The sequence below is a fragment of the Serratia sp. YWN4 genome (assembly GCF_055790845.1).
In genome coordinates, this window is the sequence record NZ_CM147696.1 from 2,804,192 (window position 1) to 2,825,570 (window position 21,379).

General features: G+C 56.5%; 15 protein-coding genes and 1 pseudogene. 12 read left to right on the forward strand and 4 right to left on the reverse strand.

Annotation, left to right across the window (positions count from 1 at the left end):
• A pseudogene (locus ACX9GT_RS13335) lies at window positions 1-893 on the reverse strand (LysR family transcriptional regulator).
• Window positions 894-984: 91 nt separating this feature from the next.
• On the opposite strand from ACX9GT_RS13335, the gene ACX9GT_RS13340 reads away from it, so the two are divergent.
• Complete coding sequence (locus ACX9GT_RS13340; RefSeq protein ID WP_473187249.1) at window positions 985-1,761, forward strand: NAD(P)H-dependent oxidoreductase; 777 nt, start codon at window positions 985-987, stop codon at window positions 1,759-1,761.
• A 183-nt stretch (window positions 1,762-1,944) separates the two neighbouring features.
• Here ACX9GT_RS13340 and ACX9GT_RS13345 read toward each other — a convergent pair whose 3' ends face one another.
• Window positions 1,945-2,922 carry an RCC1 domain-containing protein gene (locus ACX9GT_RS13345; RefSeq protein ID WP_473187250.1) on the reverse strand — a complete coding sequence of 326 codons (978 nt, stop codon included), beginning with the start codon at window positions 2,920-2,922 and terminating at the stop codon, window positions 1,945-1,947.
• A gap of 240 nt (window positions 2,923-3,162) precedes the next feature.
• Here ACX9GT_RS13345 and sapA point away from each other — a divergent pair, with 240 nt between their 5' ends.
• From sapA to fabI, 6 genes are read left to right on the forward strand one after another with little or no spacing between them, the layout of a single operon-like run.
• Window positions 3,163-4,800: an ABC transporter substrate-binding protein SapA gene (gene sapA / locus ACX9GT_RS13350; RefSeq protein WP_473187251.1), complete on the forward strand. Its 1,638-nt coding sequence runs from the start codon at window positions 3,163-3,165 to the stop codon at window positions 4,798-4,800.
• Window positions 4,797-5,762 (forward strand): putrescine export ABC transporter permease SapB, encoded by a 966-nt coding sequence (sapB, locus tag ACX9GT_RS13355; protein ID WP_473187252.1) that lies wholly within the window; start codon window positions 4,797-4,799, stop codon window positions 5,760-5,762. The genes sapA and sapB overlap by 4 nt, the downstream gene beginning before the upstream one ends.
• A complete protein-coding gene (sapC, locus tag ACX9GT_RS13360) occupies window positions 5,749-6,639 on the forward strand; it encodes a putrescine export ABC transporter permease SapC (protein ID WP_473187253.1) in 891 nt (296 codons plus the stop codon). The genes sapB and sapC overlap by 14 nt, the downstream gene beginning before the upstream one ends.
• The gene (gene sapD, locus ACX9GT_RS13365) at window positions 6,639-7,631 is read left to right on the forward strand and encodes a putrescine export ABC transporter ATP-binding protein SapD (RefSeq protein WP_473187254.1); all 993 of its coding nucleotides are present in this window, start codon (window positions 6,639-6,641) and stop codon (window positions 7,629-7,631) included. Before sapC ends, sapD begins: the two co-directional genes overlap by 1 nt.
• Window position 7,632: 1 nt before the next feature.
• The gene (sapF, locus tag ACX9GT_RS13370; RefSeq protein WP_473187255.1) at window positions 7,633-8,445 is read left to right on the forward strand and encodes a putrescine export ABC transporter ATP-binding protein SapF; all 813 of its coding nucleotides are present in this window, start codon (window positions 7,633-7,635) and stop codon (window positions 8,443-8,445) included.
• A 24-nt stretch (window positions 8,446-8,469) separates the two neighbouring features.
• Window positions 8,470-9,258 (forward strand): enoyl-ACP reductase FabI, encoded by a 789-nt coding sequence (gene fabI / locus ACX9GT_RS13375; RefSeq protein WP_473187256.1) that lies wholly within the window; start codon window positions 8,470-8,472, stop codon window positions 9,256-9,258.
• A gap of 91 nt (window positions 9,259-9,349) precedes the next feature.
• Here fabI and ACX9GT_RS13380 read toward each other — a convergent pair whose 3' ends face one another.
• A complete protein-coding gene (locus ACX9GT_RS13380) occupies window positions 9,350-10,243 on the reverse strand; it encodes a LysR family transcriptional regulator (RefSeq protein WP_473187257.1) in 894 nt (297 codons plus the stop codon).
• A gap of 185 nt (window positions 10,244-10,428) precedes the next feature.
• On the opposite strand from ACX9GT_RS13380, the gene ACX9GT_RS13385 reads away from it, so the two are divergent.
• The 3 genes from ACX9GT_RS13385 (at window position 10,429) to ACX9GT_RS13395 (ending at window position 17,149) form a co-directional block, all read left to right on the forward strand.
• The gene (locus ACX9GT_RS13385; RefSeq protein ID WP_473187258.1) at window positions 10,429-12,735 is read left to right on the forward strand and encodes an FdhF/YdeP family oxidoreductase; all 2,307 of its coding nucleotides are present in this window, start codon (window positions 10,429-10,431) and stop codon (window positions 12,733-12,735) included.
• 181 nt (window positions 12,736-12,916) lie between these two features.
• Entirely contained in the window at window positions 12,917-14,851 is a 1,935-nt protein-coding gene (locus ACX9GT_RS13390; protein ID WP_473187259.1) for an exoribonuclease II, read from the forward strand.
• A gap of 231 nt (window positions 14,852-15,082) precedes the next feature.
• Window positions 15,083-17,149 (forward strand): carbon starvation CstA family protein, encoded by a 2,067-nt coding sequence (locus ACX9GT_RS13395; protein ID WP_473187260.1) that lies wholly within the window; start codon window positions 15,083-15,085, stop codon window positions 17,147-17,149.
• 42 nt (window positions 17,150-17,191) lie between these two features.
• On the opposite strand, the gene fsa is transcribed toward ACX9GT_RS13395, so the two are convergent.
• Window positions 17,192-17,857, reverse strand: coding sequence for a fructose-6-phosphate aldolase (gene fsa, locus ACX9GT_RS13400; protein WP_473187261.1), 666 nt, complete (start codon window positions 17,855-17,857; stop codon window positions 17,192-17,194).
• A 147-nt stretch (window positions 17,858-18,004) separates the two neighbouring features.
• On the opposite strand from fsa, the gene ACX9GT_RS13405 reads away from it, so the two are divergent.
• Together ACX9GT_RS13405 and ACX9GT_RS13410 are read left to right on the forward strand one after the other, a co-directional pair.
• A complete protein-coding gene (locus ACX9GT_RS13405; RefSeq protein ID WP_473187262.1) occupies window positions 18,005-18,904 on the forward strand; it encodes a glycyl-radical enzyme activating protein in 900 nt (299 codons plus the stop codon).
• A gap of 4 nt (window positions 18,905-18,908) precedes the next feature.
• Window positions 18,909-21,341: a formate C-acetyltransferase/glycerol dehydratase family glycyl radical enzyme gene (locus ACX9GT_RS13410; RefSeq protein ID WP_473187263.1), complete on the forward strand. Its 2,433-nt coding sequence runs from the start codon at window positions 18,909-18,911 to the stop codon at window positions 21,339-21,341.
• The last annotated feature ends 38 nt before the right edge of the window (window positions 21,342-21,379 follow it).

A 21,379-nucleotide genomic window follows, 5' to 3' on the forward strand; every position in this document is an offset into this window, starting at 1 on the left:
TTACAGCGATTGAACCATGTGTTCCCGCAACCACTGGTGAGCAGGATCGCGCTGGGAACGTTCATCCCACAGCATCGCCATCTCATAGCCCGGCACTTCCACCGGTGGTTCGGCGATCTGCAACGCTGTGCTATCACGTACCAATCGTTCTGGCAGCATGGCCACCAGGTCCGTTTTCACCAACACGGACATCACGAAGAGAAAGTGCGGCACGGAAAGCACAACCCGGCGCGAAAGCCCTGTCTGTTCCAACGCCTGATCGGTGATGCCGCTGAACCCACCGCCGTTCGGCGATACCACCACATGCTCCAGTTGGCTGAATTGCGCCAGCGTTGGTGGATTTTTTAACTGCGGATGTCCCTTGCGGCCAACCAGCACATAGCGTTCGTTGAACAGGATCCGCTGGCGCATACCGGGTGGTGAACAATCACGCGTGTGGAAAACCAGATCGATTTCCCCAGTTCTGCCTGCTTGGCAATCCGCGTAGGGGCCAACTCAAATACGGCTAACCGGCTCCCCGGTGCCAAACGGCGTAATCCGGCCAAGGCTGGCAGCAAGATGGTAGATTCCGCGTAATCAGCAGCTGCCACACGCCAGGTGAGGCTGGCCGTAGCAGGATCAAACGGGCTGGCGGGTGCAACCGCCAGTTCCAGCACTTCCAGCGCCTGCCGCAAAGGTTCACGCAATGCTTCTGCCCTGGCCGTTGGCCGCATGCCTCTTGGCCCCGGTAACAACAGAGGATCGGCAAAAAACTCTCGCAACTTGGCTAAATGAATACTGACGGAAGGTTGAGACAGGCAGAGTCGCTCTGCGGTACGAGTCACATTATGTTCCGCCAGTAAGACATCGAGCGTCACCAGCAGATTGAGATCCAACTTGCCGAAATTACTCATAACAATACCTGTAATTATAGAAATCAATTTTAACTATACCTGATGGCAAACTACCCTGTTCCTCTCTTTTCAGCAATGGAACAACTCAATCATGAATATTCTTCTTGTCTATGCTCACCCCGAAGCCAAATCGCTCAATGGCTCGCTTAAGAATTTTACGGTCAAACATTTGGAGGATGCGGGGCATCAAGTACAGGTATCTGACCTGTATGCCATGAAATGGAAAGCCTCACTGGATGGTGATGACCGCACTGATCGGCAGACAGATGCCCGGTTTAATCCCTCGAAGGATTCCCGGTTGGCCTTTGAAAACAGCACGCAGAGCGAAGATATTGCCCGCGAGCAGGAAAAACTGCGCTGGGCGGATACCGTCATTTTACAGTTCCCACTGTGGTGGTTCTCGATGCCAGCCATCCTCAAAGGTTGGGTAGAACGCGTGTATGCCTATGGTTTTGCCTATGGTGTGGGCGAGCATTCTGATACGCACTGGGGCGATCGCTACGGTGAAGGTTCAATGGCGGGGAAACGGGCAATGCTGATAGTGACTACCGGCGGGTGGGAACCTCATTACAGCCCACGCGGGATCAATGGCCCGATAGAGGATATCTTGTTCCCGATCCACCATGGCATTCTCTATTACCCGGGTTTTGACGTATTGCCACCGCTCGTCATGTATCGCACCGATCATATGGACGAAACCCGGTTCTCAAACCTGTGTGCAGAACTGGGGCAACGGTTGGACAATCTGGCACAGACAACGCCGATCGCCTTTCGTCAACAAAATGCCGGGGATTACGACATTCCACAACTCACATTGCGCGCCGATATCGCCCCGGGTCGTTACGGTTTTGCCGCCCATCTGAAATAATCTCCTGCTGAAAACAGCGATCGGTAACGATCGCTGAGGTTGATGACAAAGTCGCCTTCTAGCCCGAGATACACGGGTCTAGCGCACCGAGGGGCGCTCCGACGGCTTACGCCGTTACGACCCCTTCGGCACGCTCCCCCTAATAAACAGCATGGCAGCAGTCTTAAGGAAACCCGCAGCGGTTCAGTTTGATCGTGCTAAAGAGTGTTCGCACCCTGCGGCAATACCGGTGACCTTGCGGCTATTCAGTGAAGCTGGAACCGTGATTTGACCTGAGGTGCTACGCCCCCAGGCCACCACCTGGCCCGTTTGGGTCAATGCCAAGGAATGTTCGCACCCTGCCGCAATGGCGATAACAACCTGATTATTCAGCGAGGCTGGAACCGTAATTTGGCCAGCGGTGCTGCGCCCCCAGGCTACCACTTTGCCTGCTTGGGTCAGTGCCAACGAATGTTCGCCCCCTGCCGCAATGGCTGTAACAACCTGACTGTTCAGCGAGGTTGGAACCGCAATTTGACCGGCGGTGCTGCGCCCCCAGGCTACCACCTTACCGGCACTGGTCAGAGCCATTGAGTGTTCGCCCCCTGCCGCAATAGCGGTGACGATCTGGGTACTGAGTGAGGCTGGTACAGAGGTTTGGCCTGCAGTACCGAGTCCCCATGCAAATACCTTACCTGCCGTGGTCAGTGCCATCGAGTGCTGGCTCCCTGCCGCAATGGCGCTGACAAACTGACTATCCAGTGAGGCTGGCACAGAGGTTTGGCCTGAAGTACCGAGCCCCCAAGCAAACACCTTACCTGTCGTGGTCAGTGCCATTGAGTGTTCGCCGCCAGGAGGAGTGATACCAAGTGGAAAACCTGCGGCAATCGCCTTCACTACCTGATTATTGAGTGCAGTTGGGATCACCAGTTGCCCTGATGAACCTAACCCCCAGGCCACTACCTTACCGGCACTGGTCAGCGCCATGGAGTGCTCTCTTCCCGCAGCCAGAGCAAAGATCTGTTGATTATTTAACGACGCTGGAACGCTGATTTGACCAGCGGTGCTTCTCCCCCAGCCGGTCACTTGATCCGCAGAAGCGGCTAATGGAACAGAGAGCAGGAGTACTGCGGCACCTAATGCCTTGAAAATGCTTTTGGTCGGCGTGTAATGAGAGATCATTTTTATGCTTCCTTGTATGAATAAAAAACGTAATGTTACATTTCGATATTTTTATTTACAAAAGCAGCAAAAATATAACCCCTGTACAGTAATTGATCAAACATCAGTTTTCCTAACTCAACTCTCATCGGCAGGAGTCCTGTCTGAAAGCACAAAATTCAGCCGTTTTACGCAAGGAATTGGGCAGATTGCCAGAGTGCGATACACTAACGTTATTGCTCATTAACTTATGAAGCGTCTATGCGTGGTTTACCCCTTTGGATAATGTCGCTGAGTGGCTTGGCAACCTCAGTGCTGGCCTCGACGCCACCAGTGCCCCCGCCAGCGGATATCCGCCAGAGCGGTTTCGTGTATTGTGTCAGTGGCATCCTGAATACCTTCAATCCCCAGATGGCCAGCAGTGGCCTGACGGTCGATACGCTGGCGGCCCAGCTGTACGATCGTCTGCTGGATGTTGATCCTTATACTTATCGGCTGATCCCGCAACTGGCGCAAAGCTGGGAGGTGCTGGATAACGGTGCGACCTATCGTTTCCATCTGCGCCGCGACGTGCCTTTCCAGACCACCGCCTGGTTCCAACCCACGCGTAAAATGAATGCCGATGACGTGGTATTCAGCTTTGAGCGAGTATTCAACCACAAGCATCCGTTCCACGACGTGAACGGCGGCGAATACCCCTACTTCGACAGTTTGCAGTTTGCCGATTCCGTACAAAGCGTGAAGAAGCTGGACAACTACACCGTCGAGATCCGCCTGCAAGCGCCAGACGCCTCCTTCCTGTGGCATCTAGCGACCCACTACGCCCCGATACTGTCGGCAGAATATGCCGCCAATCTGACGCTGGCGGGTACGCAAGAGCTGATCGACCGTGAACCGGTCGGCACCGGCCCGTTCCTGCTGAACGAATACCGTTCCGGGCAATACATTCGCTTAGCGCGTAATGACGTTTACTGGAAAGGCAAACCACGGATGTCACAGGTGGTGATCGATCTGGGTGCCGGGGGCACCGGCAGGCTATCCAAACTGCTGACCGGTGAATGCGATGTGTTGGCATACCCGGCCGCCAGCCAGCTTTCGATTCTGCGCGACGATCCCCGTTTGCGCCTTACCCTGCGGCCCGGCATGAATATCGCCTATCTGGCCTTCAATACCCGCAAACCACCGCTGGATAATCTGAAAGTGCGCCAAGCCATTTCGTTGGCCATCAACAATCAGCGCCTGATGCAGTCAATCTATTACGGCACGGCAGAAACCGCTGCGTCGCTGCTGCCGCGCGCCTCCTGGGCGTATGATAGTGAAGCCCACGTGACGGAATACGATCCGGCCAAAGCCCGGGAGATGCTGCGTGAGGCCGGGGTTGGCCCGCTGGAGATGAAACTGTGGGTGCCTACCGCGTCGCAGTCCTATAACCCGAGCCCGTTGAAAACCGCCGAACTGATCCAGGCGGATTTAGCCCAGATCGGTATTAATGTCACCATCGTGCCGGTAGAAGGCCGTTTCCAAGAAGCCCGGCTGATGGAAATGAACCACGATCTCACCCTTAGCGGTTGGGCCACCGACAGTAACGACCCAGACAGTTTCTTCCGCCCGTTGCTGAGCTGCGCGGCGATCCGATCGCAAACCAACTATGCTCACTGGTGCGATCCCGGCTTCGATGAAGTGCTACAGGACGCGCTGTTATCACAACAGCTGGCGCAGCGTATCGAGAAATATCAGCAGGCGCAGAAGATACTCGCACAGCAGTTGCCGGTGCTGCCACTGGCCTCTTCCCTGCGTCTGCAAGCCTACCGTTATGACATCAAGGGCTTGGTGTTGAGCCCATTCGGTAACGCATCGTTTGCCGGGGTGTATCGCGAACTGGCGGAGGTGAAAAAGTGATTATCTTTACCCTGCGCCGTATTCTGCTGCTGTTGATTACGCTGTTCTTTCTGACGCTGGTCAGCTTCAGCCTGAGCTATTTCACCCCGCGCGCGCCGCTCAATGGTGCGGTGCTGTTCGACGCCTATCGCTTCTATTTCGTCAGCCTGCTACAGGGGGATTTTGGTGTTTCCAGCATTAACGGTCAGGCAATCAGCGAACAGTTGCGCGAAGTGTTCCCAGCCACCATGGAACTGTGCATTTTAGCGTTCGTGTTGGCGCTGTGTATCGGCATCCCGCTGGGTATCATCGCCGGGGTGATGCGCGGCAAATGGCAGGACACCGCCATCAGCACCTTTGCTCTGCTGGGTTTTTCCATGCCGGTATTCTGGCTGGCCTTGCTGCTGATGCTGTACTTTTCTTTGCACCTGGGCTGGCTGCCGGTGTCGGGCCGTTTCGATTTGCTATATCAGGTCAAGCCGGTGACCGGCTTTGCGCTGATTGACGCCTGGCTTTCTGATTCGCCTTATCGCGCTGAGATGATTACCAGCGCACTGCGCCATATGGCGCTGCCGATTATCGCCGTGGCGATAGCGCCAATCACCGAGGTGATCCGCCTGATGCGCATCAGCACCGACGATGTGCTCGGCCAGAACTACATCAAAGCGGCGGCCACCCGTGGCCTTTCGCGCTTTACCATTATCCGCCGTCACGTGCTGCATAATGCGCTGCCGCCGATTATCCCCAAACTCGGGCTACAGTTTTCTACCATGCTCACGCTGGCGATGATCACTGAAGTAGTATTCAGTTGGCCAGGGCTGGGCCGCTGGCTGGTGAATGCCATCCGTCAGCAGGATTATGCGGCAATCTCCGCTGGCGTGATGGTGGTGGGTTCGCTGGTGATCACCATCAACGTATTGGCCGATATTCTGGGTGCCGCCACCAACCCGCTGAAGCATAAGGAATGGTATGCCCTTCGATAACGTCTATGGCGAAAAGAAAATGCCAAGCCCGCTGCGCTACACCTGGCGGATTTTTTACGGCGACACACTAGCGATGATTGGCTTTTACGGCATGATTGCCCTGCTGTTACTGTCCATTTTCGGCAGCCTGCTGGCACCTTATGCTTTGGATCAGCAGTTCCTCGGTTATCAACTGTTGCCACCATCCTGGTCGCGCTACGGCAACGTGTCATTCTTTCTCGGCACGGACGATCTGGGCCGCGATATTCTAAGCCGCCTGTTGACGGGCACCGCCGCCACCTTCGGTTCCGCGCTGATCGTGACTATTGCCTCCGCCTTCTTTGGCGTGATCCTCGGCGTGTTTGCCGGAGTAACCCGTGGCCTGATCTCGGCAGTGCTGAACCATGTGCTCGACACCCTGTTGTCTATCCCTTCGCTGTTGTTGGCGATCATCGTGGTGGCCTTTCTCGGGCCGAAGCTGGAGCACGCCATGCTGGCGGTGTGGCTGGCGCTGCTGCCGCGCATGGTGCGTACCATCTACAGCGCGGTGCATGACGAACTGGAAAAAGAGTATGTGGTCGCCGCCCGCTTAGACGGTGCCTCAACGCCACAGATCCTGTGGTATGCGGTAATGCCAAACATTGCGGCAGTGCTGGTGACCGAATTCACCCGTGCGCTGTCGATGGCCATTCTTGATATCGCCGCGCTGGGCTTCCTCGATCTGGGTGCCCAGTTACCTTCCCCTGAATGGGGAGCGATGCTCGGTGACTCGCTGGAACTGATGTACGTCGCCCCTTGGGCGGTCATGCTGCCCGGTGGTGCCATTCTGGTCAGCGTGCTGTTGGTTAACCTGTTGGGCGATGGCGTGCGCCGCGCGATTAATGCGGGAGTGGAATAATGCCGTTACTCGATATCCGCAATCTGACGATTGAATTTATGACCGCCGAAGGGCCGGTCAAAGCCGTCGATCGCGTCAGCATGACGCTGAGCGAAGGCGAAGTGCGCGGCCTGGTGGGGGAATCCGGCTCAGGAAAAAGCCTGATCGCCAAAGCGATTTGTGGCGTCACCAAAGACAACTGGCGCGTTACGGCCGATCGCTTCCGCTTCAACGATATCGATCTGCTGCAACTGTCGCCGCGCGAACGGCGCAAGCTGGTGGGCCATAACGTCTCGATGATCTTTCAGGAGCCACAGTCCTGCTTGGATCCTTCCGAAAACATTGGCCGCCAGTTGGCGCAGGCCATTCCCGGCTGGACCTATAAAGGCCGTTGGTGGCAAAGGTTCAACTGGCGCAAACGCCGCGCCATCGAACTGTTGCACCGCGTGGGGATCAAAGATCATAAAGACATTATGGGCAGTTTCCCCTATGAGTTGACCGAGGGTGAATGCCAGAAGGTGATGATCGCCATTGCGCTGGCCAACCAGCCACGGTTGCTGATTGCCGATGAACCGACTAACGCTATGGAACCCACCACCCAGGCGCAGATTTTCCGCCTGCTGGCGCGCCTCAACCAGAACAACAACACTACTATCCTGTTGATCAGCCACGATTTGCAGATGATGAGCAAATGGGCGGACCGGATAAACGTGCTGTACTGCGGCCAAACGGTGGAGAGCGCACAGTGCGAGGAGTTGCTCGCCGCCCCGCACCACCCTTATACCCAGGCGCTGATCCGCTCGATGCCGGATTTTGGCCGTTCGCTGCCGCATAAAAGCCGCCTGAATACGCTGCCAGGGGCGATCCCTTCGCTGGAACACCTGCCGATCGGCTGCCGCTTGGGACCACGCTGCCCCTATGCACAGAAAAAATGCATTGAAACCCCGCGCCTGCGCTCGGTGAAGAATCACCTGTTTGCCTGCCACTTCCCGTTGAACATGGAGGAGCAATAACATGGAAACGCTGTTGGAAGTGCGCAATCTGACCAAAACTTACCGTTATCGCACCGGGCTATTCCGCAACCAGCATGTGGAGGCGGTGAAGTCCGTCAGCTTTACCCTGCGCGAACGCCAAACCCTGGCAATCATCGGCGAGAACGGCTCTGGCAAATCAACTCTGGCGAAAATGCTTTCCGGCATGATCGAACCCTCTTCCGGTGAGGTACTGATTGGCGATCACCCGCTGGAGTTTGGCGATTATCGCTACCGCAGCCAGCGTATTCGCATGATCTTCCAAGATCCCAGCACCTCGCTCAATCCGCGCCAGCGCATCGGCCAGTTGCTTGATGCGCCGTTGCGGTTGAATACCGATCTGCAAGCCGCAGAGCGCGAAGTGCGCATCAATCAGACTCTGCGCCAAGTGGGTATGCTGCCGGACCACGCCTATTATTATCCGCATATGCTCGCCTCCGGCCAGAAACAGCGTGTCGCCTTGGCGCGTGCGCTGATCCTGCAACCCCAGGTGATCATCGCCGACGAAGCGCTGGCATCGCTGGATATGTCGATGCGTTCACAAATCATTAACCTGATGTTGGAGTTGCAGGAAAAGCACGGTATATCATATATTTATGTCACACAGCATCTGGGCATGATGAAGCATATCAGCGATCAGGTGATGGTGATGCATGAGGGTGAAATCGTTGAGCGTGGCAGCACGGCCGAGGTGCTGGCAGCTCCGCTGCACGAGCTCACCAAGCGCCTGATCGCCAGCCATTTTGGTGAGGCACTCACCGCCGATGCCTGGCGGCGTGACGGCGGCAGGTTCTGAAATAAACTTCAAGGATAACGGTATATGGGCTTTTTAACCGGCAAACGTATTCTGATCACCGGCGTTGCCAGCAAACTTTCCATCGCTTTTGGTATCGCACAGGCCATGCATCGTGAAGGTGCCGAACTGGCCTTCACCTACCAGAATGACAAACTCCAACCGCGCGTGGCAGAATTCGCTGCCGCATTGGGTTCTGACCTGATACTGGAATGCGACGTGGCGCAGGATGCAAGCATCAGCGCCATGTTTGCTGCATTAGGGCAACGCTGGCCCACGTTTGATGGTTTCGTCCACTCGATCGGTTACGCCCCGGCGGATCAGTTGGATGGCGATTACGTCAACGCCGTGACGCGCGAAGGTTTTGCCATCGCCCACGACATCAGTTCCTACAGCTTTGTGGCAATGGCCAAGGCTTGCCGCGCTATGCTCAACGCCGATTCGGCATTGTTGACGCTGTCTTATCTTGGAGCAGAACGCGCTATTCCCAATTACAACGTGATGGGCCTGGCAAAGGCCTCGTTGGAAGCCAACGTACGCTATATGGCCAATGCCATGGGGCCTGAAGGGGTACGGGTTAACGGCATCTCCGCCGGACCGATCCGCACGCTGGCCGCATCCGGCATCAAGGATTTCCGCAAAATGCTGGCCCATTGCGAAGCCGTGACGCCGATTCGCCGTACCGTCACCACCGAGGATGTGGGTAACACCGCCGCCTTCCTGTGTTCCAACCTGGCGGCCGGTATTTCCGGCGAGATCGTCCACGTTGACGGCGGTTTCAGCATTGCGGCGATGAACGAGTTGGAACTGAAATAATTCAACGGGGCTGAACAGTTTCAGCCCTGCTTTGTTTGCCCCCACGGTTTATTCGCTACGATAAAAGTGACATTGTCACCTTAAAACCCTATTACAGTAGCCATTCCTGCGCCGCATCAAAGAAATGCTGCGCCAGCGGGGTTGCGCGGCCCGGTTCGGCAATCACCAGCGCGGCATGACGCGCCATCGGTGGCATAGCCATCGCCCGCCGTTGCAGTTGTGGCGTCATGTCCGGCAACAGGCTACCGCTGGGGAACAACCCGCAGCCCAACCCGACAAAAATCCCCTGCAACAGTTGGAAAATCGACGTGCTTTCCAGACGAACGTGCAGCGCAAGACCGGCATCGCGGAAGTGTTGATCAAGATAACGGCGGAAATAACGCGTCGGTTCCGCCAGGCACAGCGGCAACGCCGCCACGGCGTCCAGCGCCAGTGGTGTATCGCCAGCCAGTTCAGGAAAATGCTGCGGATGAAACACCAGTTCCACCCCGCTGTCTGCCAGCGGTTGTGACTGGAAATGCAACTCCTTGAGGGTGGGCCGTTCAAAAAAGCCAATCCCGATATCCACCGTGTGGGCAGTCAGTGCCTCCAGCAGTTGATCGGCACTCATCACCGCCACCCGATAATCCAGCTGTGGATAACGCTCACTGACCGCTTTCAGCAATTGCGCCAGTGCAATACTGCACTGCGGCACGGTTCCCAAGCGCAGCGTGCCGTTCAGGCCATGCTTGAGTGATTCCACCTCCAGCTTCAGCCCCTGATAAACCGAAACAATTTCCCGTGCCCACACCAGCACCCGTTCACCTTCAGCGGTGAATCCTTCGAAATTGTTACCCCGATTGATCAGCGCCACACCCAGCTCTTTTTCCAGATTTTTCAGCCGCATGGATAACGTTGGCTGGCTGACGAAGCTGGCCTCTGCCGCGCGGCCAAAGTGGCGTTCCCGTTCAAGATTACACAGGTAAATCAGCTGCTTAATATCCATGAATTGGCCTGGGAGATAAATTTTGCGTTGAGTATATCACTCTGGCGATAAATGCCCTCTATGCCGTCATTGCTCCATTCGATTAGACGCCCCGCTTTTCCGCCCCTAATCTTGTGACATAAACACTCAAAGCGCTTAAAAAAGTGCTTACTTTTTAATAACAATCATCACCTGCGAAGAAAACCATGAAATTCAAACCGTCAATCAAGCCTTATCGCGGCGCGGCGGGCGGCTGGGGCTCGTTGGAAGCCACCACCCGCTATGTGTTCGACAGCAAACAGCCGCTGAAAAACCTGCGCAACCTGATGCGCGTTAACCAAGCACGCGGTTTCGACTGCCCTGGCTGCGCCTGGGGCGATGATAACCACAGCACCTTCAGCTTCTGCGAAAACGGGGCCAAAGCGGTCAGTTGGGAAGCCACGCGCAATGCGGTTGAACCGGCCTTTTTCGCCACCCACAGCGTCAGCACGCTGTTGCAGCAAAGCGACTATTTTCTGGAGTATCAGGGACGCCTTACCCACCCGATGCGTTATGACGCGGCCAGCGATCGCTATCACCCCATCAGTTGGCCAGCGGCGTTTGCCTTGATTGCGCAACACATCCGGCAGATGGACAACCCCAATCAGATCGAGCTTTATACTTCCGGCCGTGCCAGCAACGAAGCCTCTTATCTTTATCAGCTGTTTGGCCGCATGCTGGGCACCAGTAACTTCCCCGATTGCTCCAATATGTGCCACGAAGCCAGCGGCGTGGGCCTCAAGCAAAGCATTGGCGTGGGTAAAGGCACCATCCGTATGGAGGATTTTGAGCAGGCCGATGCCATTTTTGTGTTTGGTCAGAATCCGGGCACCAACCACCCGCGCATGTTGCATAGTCTGAAACAGGCAGCGAAACGTGGCGCACGCATCGTCAGCTTCAATACGCTGCGCGAGCGCGGATTGGAGCGTTTTGCCGATCCGCAGGATCCATTGCAAATGCTGACGCCAAAATCCTCCCCCATCAGTTCGGCCTATTTTCAGCCCAACCTCGGCGGCGATCTGGCGGCGGTGCGCGGCATGGTGAAAGCGCTGCTGGAAACGCATCGCCAGCGGCTGGCAGATGGCCAAGCCGGGCTATTCGACCTGGCGTTTATTGAGCAGCACTGCGTCGGCGTTGAAGACTATCTGGCACAGGTGGATGCCACCGATTGGTCGCAAATTACTGCGCAATCTGGCCTGAGCGAAAGCCAACTGCGCCAGGCAGCGGCGATTTATCAGGGTGCCAAACGCGTTATCTGTACCTGGGCGATGGGAATCACCCAGCATAAACACTCGGTAGCCACGGTGCGCGAAATCACTAACCTGCAACTGCTGTTCGGCCAACTGGGCAAACCGGGGGCAGGATTGTGCCCGGTGCGCGGTCACAGCAATGTGCAAGGCAATCGCACCATGGGCATTGATGAAAAAGCGCCTAAAGCGTTGCTCGATAGCCTGGAACAGCATTTCAGCTTCACCCCGCGCCGCGAGGCCGGGCATAACACCGTGGAGGCGATTGAGGCCATGCTGCGTGGCGAAGTTAAAGTGCTGCTGGCGCTTGGTGGTAATCTGGCGGCGGCGGCACCCGATACCGAGCGCACCGCCCAGGCCCTGCGCAACTGCGATCTGACGGTGCATATCAGCACCAAGCTGAACCGCAGCCACCTGGTCACCGGGAAAGAGGCGTTGATCCTGCCTACGTTGGGGCGCACCGAGCTGGATCTGCAAGCCAGCGGCCCGCAGTTCATCACGGTGGAGGATTCTTTCAGCATGGTCCATGCCTCGGAAGGCATCGGCAGGCCGTTGGCGGAAACGCAGCGTTCGGAAACCGCGATTGTCTGTGGCATTGCCGATGCGGTGCTGGGCAGCGAAAAGCTGGACTGGTTGGCGCTGGCCGATGACTATTCGCTGATTCGCGATCATATTCAGGCCACCCTTCCCGGCTTTGACCATTTCAACCAGCGTTGCGAACAACCCGGCGGTTTCTATCTGGGCAATGCCGCCGCAGAGTTGCGTTTCGCCACGCCAAGCGGCAAGGCACAGTTCAGCGCCGCGGCGCTGCCGGAAACGCTGTTCCCATACCTGGGCACGGAACCCGCGCCTTTTACGCTACAGACCCTGCGTTCACACGATCAGTACAACACCACCATTTATGGGCTGGATGACCGCTATCGCGGGGTCTATGGTCAGCGGGAAGTGTTGTTTATCCACCCGGAGGATTTGGCGGCGCTCGGTTTGCAGGAGGGCGAATTGGTGGAAATAGAAACCCTATGGCATGACGGCGTGGTGAGAAAGGTCAGCGGTTTCAAGCTGGTCAGCTACGCTATCCCACGGGGCAACTTGGCGGCTTATTATCCCGAGACCAATCCGTTGGTGCCACTGGCCAGTTTTGGCGATGGCACCGGTACGCCGACCTCTAAATCCATTCCGGTGACGATCCGCCGCTGTGCCAGCGCACCCGCATTGCGTATCGTCTGACCTTGTTCTCACACCATGGCTAAAATAGCCATGGTGTGCCAATGACTTGTTGTTGGCCGATCTGGCGAGTCATCACACATCAGCGCAGTGAAATCGTGACGTTAGGCTTGCCCACGGCAGGTGATTCGCGTAAAACTGTCTGCCGCAAATCTTGCCACTCACAACCCATTTACTGGACGATATGTTTCAAGATAACCCGCTGCTGGCGCAGCTTAAACAGCAACTTCACTCTCAAACCCCGCGTGTTGAAGGCGTAGTAAAAGGGACTGAGAAAGGTTTTGGCTTTTTAGAAGTCGACGGTCAGAAGAGTTATTTTATTCCGCCGCCGTACATGAAAAAAGTCATGCATGGGGATCGTATCGTCGCCACCCTGCATACCGAAAAAGATCGCGAGATCGCCGAGCCAGAAACCCTGGTTGAGCCGTTCCTGTCACGCTTTGTCGGCCGGGTGCAGAAGAAAGACGATCGCCTGTCCATCGTGCCCGATCATCCCTTGCTGAAAGACGCGATTCAGTGTCGTCCAGTGCATGACGTCACTCATGCCTTCCAGGCCGGTGACTGGGCGGTGGCAGAAATGCGTCGCCACCCTCTGAAGGGCGATCGCGGTTTTTATGCCGATCTGACCCAGTTCATTACCGATGCTGAAGACCATTTCGCCCCTTGGTGGGTGACGCTGGCACGCCATAATCTGGAAAAAGAAGCGCCAGACATGGTCACCATCGGCGATCATGACGCCGCTCTGCCGCGAGAGGATCTGACCGCGCTGGATTTCGTCACCATCGATAGCGCCAGCACCGAAGATATGGACGATGCGCTGCACGTGCAGGATAACGGCGACGGCACATTACAGTTGACCATCGCCATTGCCGATCCGACCGCTTACGTCGAGCAAGGCAGCAGCCTGGATGATATCGCCCGCAAGCGCGCGTTCACCAACTACCTGCCGGGCTTCAATATTCCGATGCTGCCGCGCGATCTGTCCGACAACCTGTGTTCGTTGCGCCCGCATGAGCGCCGCCCGGTGTTGGCTTGCCGCGTGACGATCGCCGCAGACGGTGCTTTGAGCAATGATATCCACTTCTTCGCCGCCGAGATCGAGTCCAAAGCCAAGCTGGTTTATGACGAAGTCTCTGACTGGCTGGACGGCATTGCCGGTTGGCAGCCGCCAAGCGAAGTCATTGCGCAGCAGATCACTTTGCTCAAGAAAGTCTGTGATAACCGCAACGCCTGGCGCCACCAGCACGCGCTGGTATTTAAAGATCGCCCGGACTACCGCTTTGTGCTCGGCGAAAAAGGTGACGTGCTGGACATCATCACCGAACAGCGCCGCACCGCTAACCGTATCGTTGAAGAGTGCATGATTGCCGCCAACGTTTGTGCCGCGATTGTGCTGCGCGATCGCCTCGGTTTTGGCATTTACAACGTGCATACCGGTTTCGACCCGGCGCTGGTTGAGCAAGCGGTTAACGTGTTGCAGACCAACGCCGTTGAAGCAGAAGCGGAAAAACTGCTGACGCTGGACGGATTCTGCGAACTGCGCCGCCATCTCGACGCGCAGCCGACCCAGTTCCTTGATAGCCGCATTCGCCGTTTCCAGACTTTTGCCGAGATCAGCACCGTTCCAGGCCCACACTTTGGCCTGGGGCTGGAAGCCTATGCCACCTGGACATCGCCAATCCGTAAATACGGCGATATGGTCAACCATCGCCTGCTGAAATCCATTATCAGCGAGCAAGCGGCCAGCAAGCCGCAGGATGAAGTGACAGTGCAACTGGCTGAACGCCGCCGCCTGAACCGCATGGCCGAACGCGACGTTGGCGATTGGCTGTATGCCCGCTTCCTGCAAGACAAAGCTGGCACCGATGAGCGCTTCACGGCGGAAATCATCGATGTGACTCGCGGCGGCCTGCGTGTACGCCTGCTGGAAAACGGCGCGGTGGCCTTTATTCCCGCCCCGTTCATTCATGCGGTGCGTGATGAACTGGTGTGTAGCCAGGAAACCGGCATGGTTCAGGTGAAAGGCGAAATGATTTATCGCCAGAGCGATACTTTGCAGGTCAACATCGCCGAAGTGCGCATGGAAACCCGTAGCGTGATTGCCAAACCGGTTGCGTAACTGAACGGATAGTTATCAGGGCGATACTGCGGTATCGCCCTTTTTATTGTGCTTCGTTCAACACTTCCCCTGTCACATCACCTTGTTTTTTCAATAAACACCCGCCGAGTTCACAGTTTTCATCTGACCGACTTCTCTTCACGTTTAAAATCCCTATTTTTAACCTGCGACTCACTTTTACTTACGAAACATTACTTTTATCTACCTCTGCACAACAAGGAGTTGTGGAACATGAAAAACGTCAAGTCCGGCATTATCTGGCTTGCGGTGGCGTTACTCGGCGCCTTCGCTTTCGCCATGCTGGCACTCAGCCGCGGAGAGCACGTCAACGCCGTTTGGTTGGTGATCGCCGCAGTCTCCTGCTACAGCATTGCTTACCGTTTTTACAGCCTGTTTATTGCCAAAAACGTGTTTGAACTGGACGATCGTCGGCTCACCCCGGCGGAGCGCCATAACGATGGCCTGGACTACGTCCCTACCAATAAATGGGTGCTGTTCGGCCACCACTTTGCCGCCATTGCCGGTGCTGGCCCGCTGGTTGGGCCGATCCTGGCCGCGCAGATGGGGTTCCTGCCGGGCACCATCTGGATCCTGGTCGGCGTGATGATGGCCGGTGCGGTGCAGGATTTCCTGATCCTGTTTATCTCCACCCGCCGCGATGGGCGCTCTCTGGGTGAAATGGCCAAGCAGGAACTCGGTGCCTTTGCCGGGGTGATCACCATGCTCGGTGCGCTGGGGGTGATGATTATCATCCTGTCTGCGCTGGCTCTGGTGGTGGTGAAAGCGCTGGCAGACAGCCCATGGGGTCTGTTTACCATTGCCGCCACCATCCCTATCGCGCTGTTTATGGGCGTTTACATGCGTTTTATCCGCCCTGGCAAGATTGCCGAAGTCTCGCTGTTCGGCTTTGTGCTGATGATGGCGGCAATTATCTACGGCGGTAACGTGGCGCAGCATCCCTATTGGGGGCCGTTCTTTACCCTGCACGGCACCACACTGACCTGGGTGCTGGTGATTTATGGCTTTATCGCTTCGGTGCTACCGGTGTGGTTGCTGCTGGCACCGCGTGATTATCTGTCTACTTTCCTGAAGATCGGTGTGATCGTTGGGCTGGCGGTGGGTATTGTGTTCGCCATGCCGGAAATGAAAATGCCAGCGGTGTCACGTTTTATCGACGGCAGCGGCCCGGTCTTTGCCGGTTCACTGTTCCCGTTCCTGTTTATCACCATTGCCTGCGGCGCCATTTCCGGCTTCCACGCCCTGGTTTCCAGCGGCACCACGCCAAAACTGATCGAGCGTGAAAGCCATATCCGTTTTATCGGCTATGGCGCAATGCTGATGGAGTCATTCGTTGCCATCATGGCGCTGATCTGTGCCTCGGTGATCGACCCTGGCGTTTACTTTGCCATGAACTCCCCGGCGGCGCTGATCGGCACCACGGTGGAAAATGCCTCACAGGTGATCAACGGCTGGGGCTTTATGGTGACCCCCGAAATGCTGACGCAGATCGCCAAAGATGTAGGTGAGAACTCAGTCCTGTCGCGCGCAGGTGGTGCACCCACCTTCGCCGTTGGGATGGCACACATCATCACCGAAGTGTTTAACAGCCGTGCCATGATGGCCTTCTGGTATCACTTCGCCATTCTGTTTGAAGCGCTGTTTATTCTGACCGCAGTCGATGCCGGTACCCGCGCCTGCCGCTTTATGGTGCAGGATCTGGTCGGTATCGCCATTCCACGCTTGGCCAACAACCGTTCATGGATCGGCAACCTGGCAGGAACCACCGTTGCGGTCTCCGGTTGGGGCTTCTTCGTTTATCAAGGGGTGGTTGATCCATTGGGGGGCATTAACACTCTGTGGCCGCTGTTCGGCATCGGTAACCAGATGCTGGCCTCAATGGCGCTGATCCTCGGTACTGTGGTGCTGTTCAAAATGAAGAAGCAGCGCTACGCCTGGGTGACCATTCTGCCGACCATCTGGCTGTTCATTACCTCAATGACCGCTGGCTGGCAGAAAATCTTCCACGAAAAACCGAGCATTGGCTTCCTGGCGCAGGCGAAGAAATTCTCTGCCGGAATTGAGCAAGGCACGCTGATCGCCCCGGCGAAATCGCTGAAAGACATGGAAACCATCGTGTTCAGCAACCAGATTAACGCCGCGTTGTGCGCCTTCTTTATGCTGGTGGCGGTCACTATGCTGATTTCCGCTTTCTTTGTGATCCGCCGCGCGATGAATTCGAGCACGCCGACGGTGCGCGAAAGTGCCATTGTTCTGCGTGAAGAAACCGGGCGTATCTGAAGGTTTTAAATCATGGGCGGCTCAGCGCCGCCCATTATCCACTCAACTCAGCAGCGTGGTGCCAAAAGCGCCCTGCCAATCCTGTTCAAACTTCTCTACCGCCGCCTGCACCGCCGGTGTGCCAATAAACTGCTCAGCCACGTCTACCGGCAAAGTAATCGACTGACAACCCGCCAGCAGGCACTCCAGCGCCTGACGCGGCGTTTTGAAGCTGGCTGCCAGCACTTTGGCATGCGGGGCATGCAGATTAAGTAACTGTTGCAGCTCATGCACCATTGCAATGCCGTCACCGCCCTGCGCATCAAGACGGTTCACATAAGGTGCCACATATTCCGCCCCCGCCAGCGCCGCCAGCAAACCCTGGCCCGCGCCGTAAACCGCCGTTCCCAGCGTGGGGATCGACATCGCTTTAAGTTTTTTGATAGCCGCTAAGCCTTCTGCGGTAACCGGGATCTTTACTACCAGCCCCGGTACTCGCTGATTCAGCAGCACCGCTTCTGCCACCATGCGTTCCGCGTCGCTGGCCATCACCTGCGCAAACAGCTTGCCGGTGCCGCCAAGGGCATCGCGCAGAGCGGGCAGCACTTCCCAAATCGGTTTACGTTCTTTAGCCACAATGCTGGGGTTGGTGGTCACACCGTGCAGCGGCAGCACCCGCGCCAGACGTTTTACTGCGGTGACATCGGCGGTATCGAGATAAAGCTCCATATCGGTCTCCTGATTATTTTGCGAACAAATTCAAACTCTCATCATAATAAGGCAAAAAGGCCTTCGCTATTTGATCAAAATCAATACATGCTTCATTCGAAAGATATTAAATTTACGTAAGAAGAAACCAAACTTCACAGGTGAACAATGCTTTTCAACCTACAGCGCTATTCTACACATGACGGCCCAGGCATCCGCAGCGTGGTGTTCCTTAAGGGGTGCTCCCTGGGTTGCCGCTGGTGCCAGAACCCGGAAAGCCGCTCACGCCAGCAGGAATTGCTGTTCGATGAACGCCTGTGCCTGGCAGGTTGCACCCTGTGCAGCGAACGTTGCCCACACGCTATTACGCGCACGGCAGAGTCCCTGGCCATTCAGCGTACACTGCTCACTGCCGCCGACTATGAGGCCTTGAACGGCTGTTGCCCCACCGGCGCTCTGAGCGTCTGCGGCAGCGCGCTCGATCTCGACGCCGTGATGGCCGAAGTGCTGCGCGATAAACCCTACTATCTGCGCACTGGCGGTGGTCTGACGCTTTCCGGCGGTGAGCCGTTCATGCAACCGGAGATCGCCGCAGCTCTGCTCAAACGCGGGCGCGAGGCCGGTATTCATACGGCGGTGGAATCCTGCCTGCATACGCCTTGGTCTTACATTGAACCTTCTCTGCCCTGGCTCGATCTGATGCTGGCCGACCTCAAACACGTTGACGAAGTGCGCTTCAAGCAATGGACCGATGGTTCCGCCAAGCGGGTGATGGACAACTTCCGCCGTTTAGCCGCGGCGGGCACCGAGATCACCGTGCGAGTGCCGCTGATCCCCAAGTTTAACGCCGACCGTGCCTCAATCCGCGCCATTACCGATTTTGCCGCCGACGAGGTTGGCGTGAAAGAAATTCATTTTTTACCGTACCACACGCTGGGCATCAATAAGTACCACCTGCTCGGTGCGCCTTATCACGCTTCCCGTACCCCACTGGACGATCCTGAACTGCTGGCTTATGCCGAAGATTACGCCAGCGCCAAAGGCTTGACCGCCATTTTACGAGGATAACATTATGACAACGCTGGATCTGACCACCCTGACCGAACGCACCCAGGCGCACAAGAACGCGCTGATCCATATCGTTAAACCGCCGGTCTGCACCGAGCGTGCGCAGCATTACACCGAAAGCTACCAGCAGCATCAGGATAAACCGCTGCCGGTACGGCGTGCATTGGCGCTGGCCAACCACTTGGCAAAGCGCACCATCTGGATCAAAAACGATGAGCTGATTATCGGCAACCAAGCCAGCGAGCTGCGTGCTGCGCCGATCTTCCCGGAATACACCGTCAGTTGGATCGAAAGCGAAATTGACGAACTGGCCGATCGCCCTGGCGCGGGTTTTTCCGTCAGCGAAGAGAACAAAGCGATCTTGCACAAGCTGTGCCCATGGTGGCGCGGCCAAACAGTGCAGGATCGCTGCTACGGCATATTTACCGATGAGCAGAAAGCGCTGCTGGCGACCGGGATCATCAAAGCGGAAGGCAATATGACCTCCGGCGATGCGCACTTGGCGGTCAACTTCCCGCTGTTACTGGAAAAAGGTCTGGATGGCTTACGTGACAAGGTCACCGAACGCCGCAGCCGCCTGCATCTGACCGACTGGGACGATCTGCACAAAGAGCAGTTCCTGAAGGCCATTGATATTTCCCTGGCTGCGCTGAGCGAACATATTTTGCGCTTCGCCCTGCTGACCCGCGAGATGGCACAGGCAGAGAGCCGTATCTGGCGCCGTGAAGAGTTGCTGACCATGGCTGCCAACTGCGAGCTGATCGCCCATCAGCCACCGCAGACCTTCTGGCAGGCGCTGCAACTGTGCTACTTCATTCAGTTGATGTTGCAGATTGAATCCAACGGCCACTCGGTGTCTTTTGCCCGCCTCGATCAGTACCTCTATCCGTGGTATCGCCGCGATGTCGAGCTGGAACAAAGCCTGCCGCGCGAAAAAGCTATTGAGATGCTGCACAGTTGCTGGCTGAAACTGCTGGAAGTGAACAAGATCCGTTCCGGTTCGCACTCCAAAGCCTCGGCCGGTAGCCCGCTGTATCAGAACGTGACCATCGGTGGCCAGAAACTGGTGAACGGCAAGCCAGCGGATGCGGTCAACCCGCTGTCTTACACCATTCTGGAGTCCTGCGGCCGCCTGCGTTCCACCCAGCCTAACCTCAGCGTGCGTTACCACTCTGGGATCAGTAATGACTTCCTCGATGCCTGCGTGCAGGTGATCCGCTGTGGGTTTGGTATGCCGGCGTTCAACAACGATGAAATTGTTATCCCGGAATTTATCAAGCTGGGAGTTGAGCCACAGGATGCCTACGATTACGCCGCTATCGGCTGTATCGAGACCGCCGTCGGTGGCAAGTGGGGCTATCGCTGCACCGGTATGAGCTTTATCAACTTCGCCCGCGTGATGCTGGCGGCGCTGGAGCAAGGGCGCGATGCCACCTCTGGCAAAACCTTCCTGCCGCAAGAATTGGCGCTCTCACAGGGTAACTTCAAGCAATTTGATCAGGTGATGGAGGCTTGGGATACGCAAATCCGCTACTACACCCGCAAATCGATCGAGATTGAATGCGTGGTGGATACCGTGCTGGAAGAAAATGCCCACGATATCGTCTGCTCAGCTTTGGTGGATGACTGCATTGAGCGCGGCAAGAGCATCAAGCAAGGCGGCGCGAAATATGACTGGGTTTCTGGTTTGCAGGTGGGGATTGCCAACCTCGGCAACAGCCTGGCGGCGGTACGCAAGCTGGTGTTTGAACAAGGGATCATTGGCCAGCAGCAGTTGGCACAGGCGTTGGCCAACGACTTCGCTGGGCTGGACGGTGAACAACTGCGTCAACGGCTGATCAACGCCGCACCGAAATACGGCAACGACGTGGATGATGTTGACCAGTTGCTGGTGCGTGCTTATCAGACCTACATCGACGAACTGAAGCAGTACCACAATACCCGCTTTGGCCGTGGCCCGATTGGCGGTACCTACTATGCCGGGACATCTTCCATCTCCGCCAACGTGCCGTTTGGCGCGGCCACTATGGCGACGCCAGACGGCCGTAAAGCCTATACGCCATTGGCGGAAGGGGCCAGCCCGGCTTCAGGCACCGACCATTTGGGGCCAACGGCGGTGTTTAATTCATTGTCTAAACTGCCGACCGCCTCGATTCTTGGCGGTGTGCTGCTCAACCAGAAGCTGAATCCGTCTACGCTGGAAAACCCACGTGACCGCGAGAAACTGATGCTGATGCTGCGCACCTTCTTCGAGACTTATCACGGTTGGCACGTGCAGTACAATATTGTCTCCAGGGAAACGCTGCTGGCTGCAAAGCAACATCCTGACCAATATCGTGATTTAGTGGTGCGGGTGGCTGGATATTCTGCCTTCTTTACCGCATTATCCCCAGACGCACAGGATGATATTATCGCGCGCACCGAACATACTCTTTAATCCGTGAATATTGGCGGCTGCCTCTCGGTAGCCGCACA

Coding starts and splice junctions, on each gene's coding strand:
- sapA (WP_473187251.1), top strand. CDS start 3,163: ATGCGTGGTTTACCCCTTTGGATAATGTCGCTGAGTGGCTTGGCAACC.
- ACX9GT_RS13410 (WP_473187263.1), top strand. CDS start 18,909: ATGACAACGCTGGATCTGACCACCCTGACCGAACGCACCCAGGCGCAC.
- ACX9GT_RS13340 (WP_473187249.1), top strand. CDS start 985: ATGAATATTCTTCTTGTCTATGCTCACCCCGAAGCCAAATCGCTCAAT.
- ACX9GT_RS13345 (WP_473187250.1), bottom strand. CDS start 2,922: ATGATCTCTCATTACACGCCGACCAAAAGCATTTTCAAGGCATTAGGT.
- ACX9GT_RS13385 (WP_473187258.1), top strand. CDS start 10,429: ATGAAATTCAAACCGTCAATCAAGCCTTATCGCGGCGCGGCGGGCGGC.
- ACX9GT_RS13380 (WP_473187257.1), bottom strand. CDS start 10,243: ATGGATATTAAGCAGCTGATTTACCTGTGTAATCTTGAACGGGAACGC.
- sapD (WP_473187254.1), top strand. CDS start 6,639: ATGCCGTTACTCGATATCCGCAATCTGACGATTGAATTTATGACCGCC.
- sapF (WP_473187255.1), top strand. CDS start 7,633: ATGGAAACGCTGTTGGAAGTGCGCAATCTGACCAAAACTTACCGTTAT.
- ACX9GT_RS13405 (WP_473187262.1), top strand. CDS start 18,005: ATGCTTTTCAACCTACAGCGCTATTCTACACATGACGGCCCAGGCATC.
- sapC (WP_473187253.1), top strand. CDS start 5,749: ATGCCCTTCGATAACGTCTATGGCGAAAAGAAAATGCCAAGCCCGCTG.
- fsa (WP_473187261.1), bottom strand. CDS start 17,857: ATGGAGCTTTATCTCGATACCGCCGATGTCACCGCAGTAAAACGTCTG.
- fabI (WP_473187256.1), top strand. CDS start 8,470: ATGGGCTTTTTAACCGGCAAACGTATTCTGATCACCGGCGTTGCCAGC.
- ACX9GT_RS13395 (WP_473187260.1), top strand. CDS start 15,083: ATGAAAAACGTCAAGTCCGGCATTATCTGGCTTGCGGTGGCGTTACTC.
- ACX9GT_RS13390 (WP_473187259.1), top strand. CDS start 12,917: ATGTTTCAAGATAACCCGCTGCTGGCGCAGCTTAAACAGCAACTTCAC.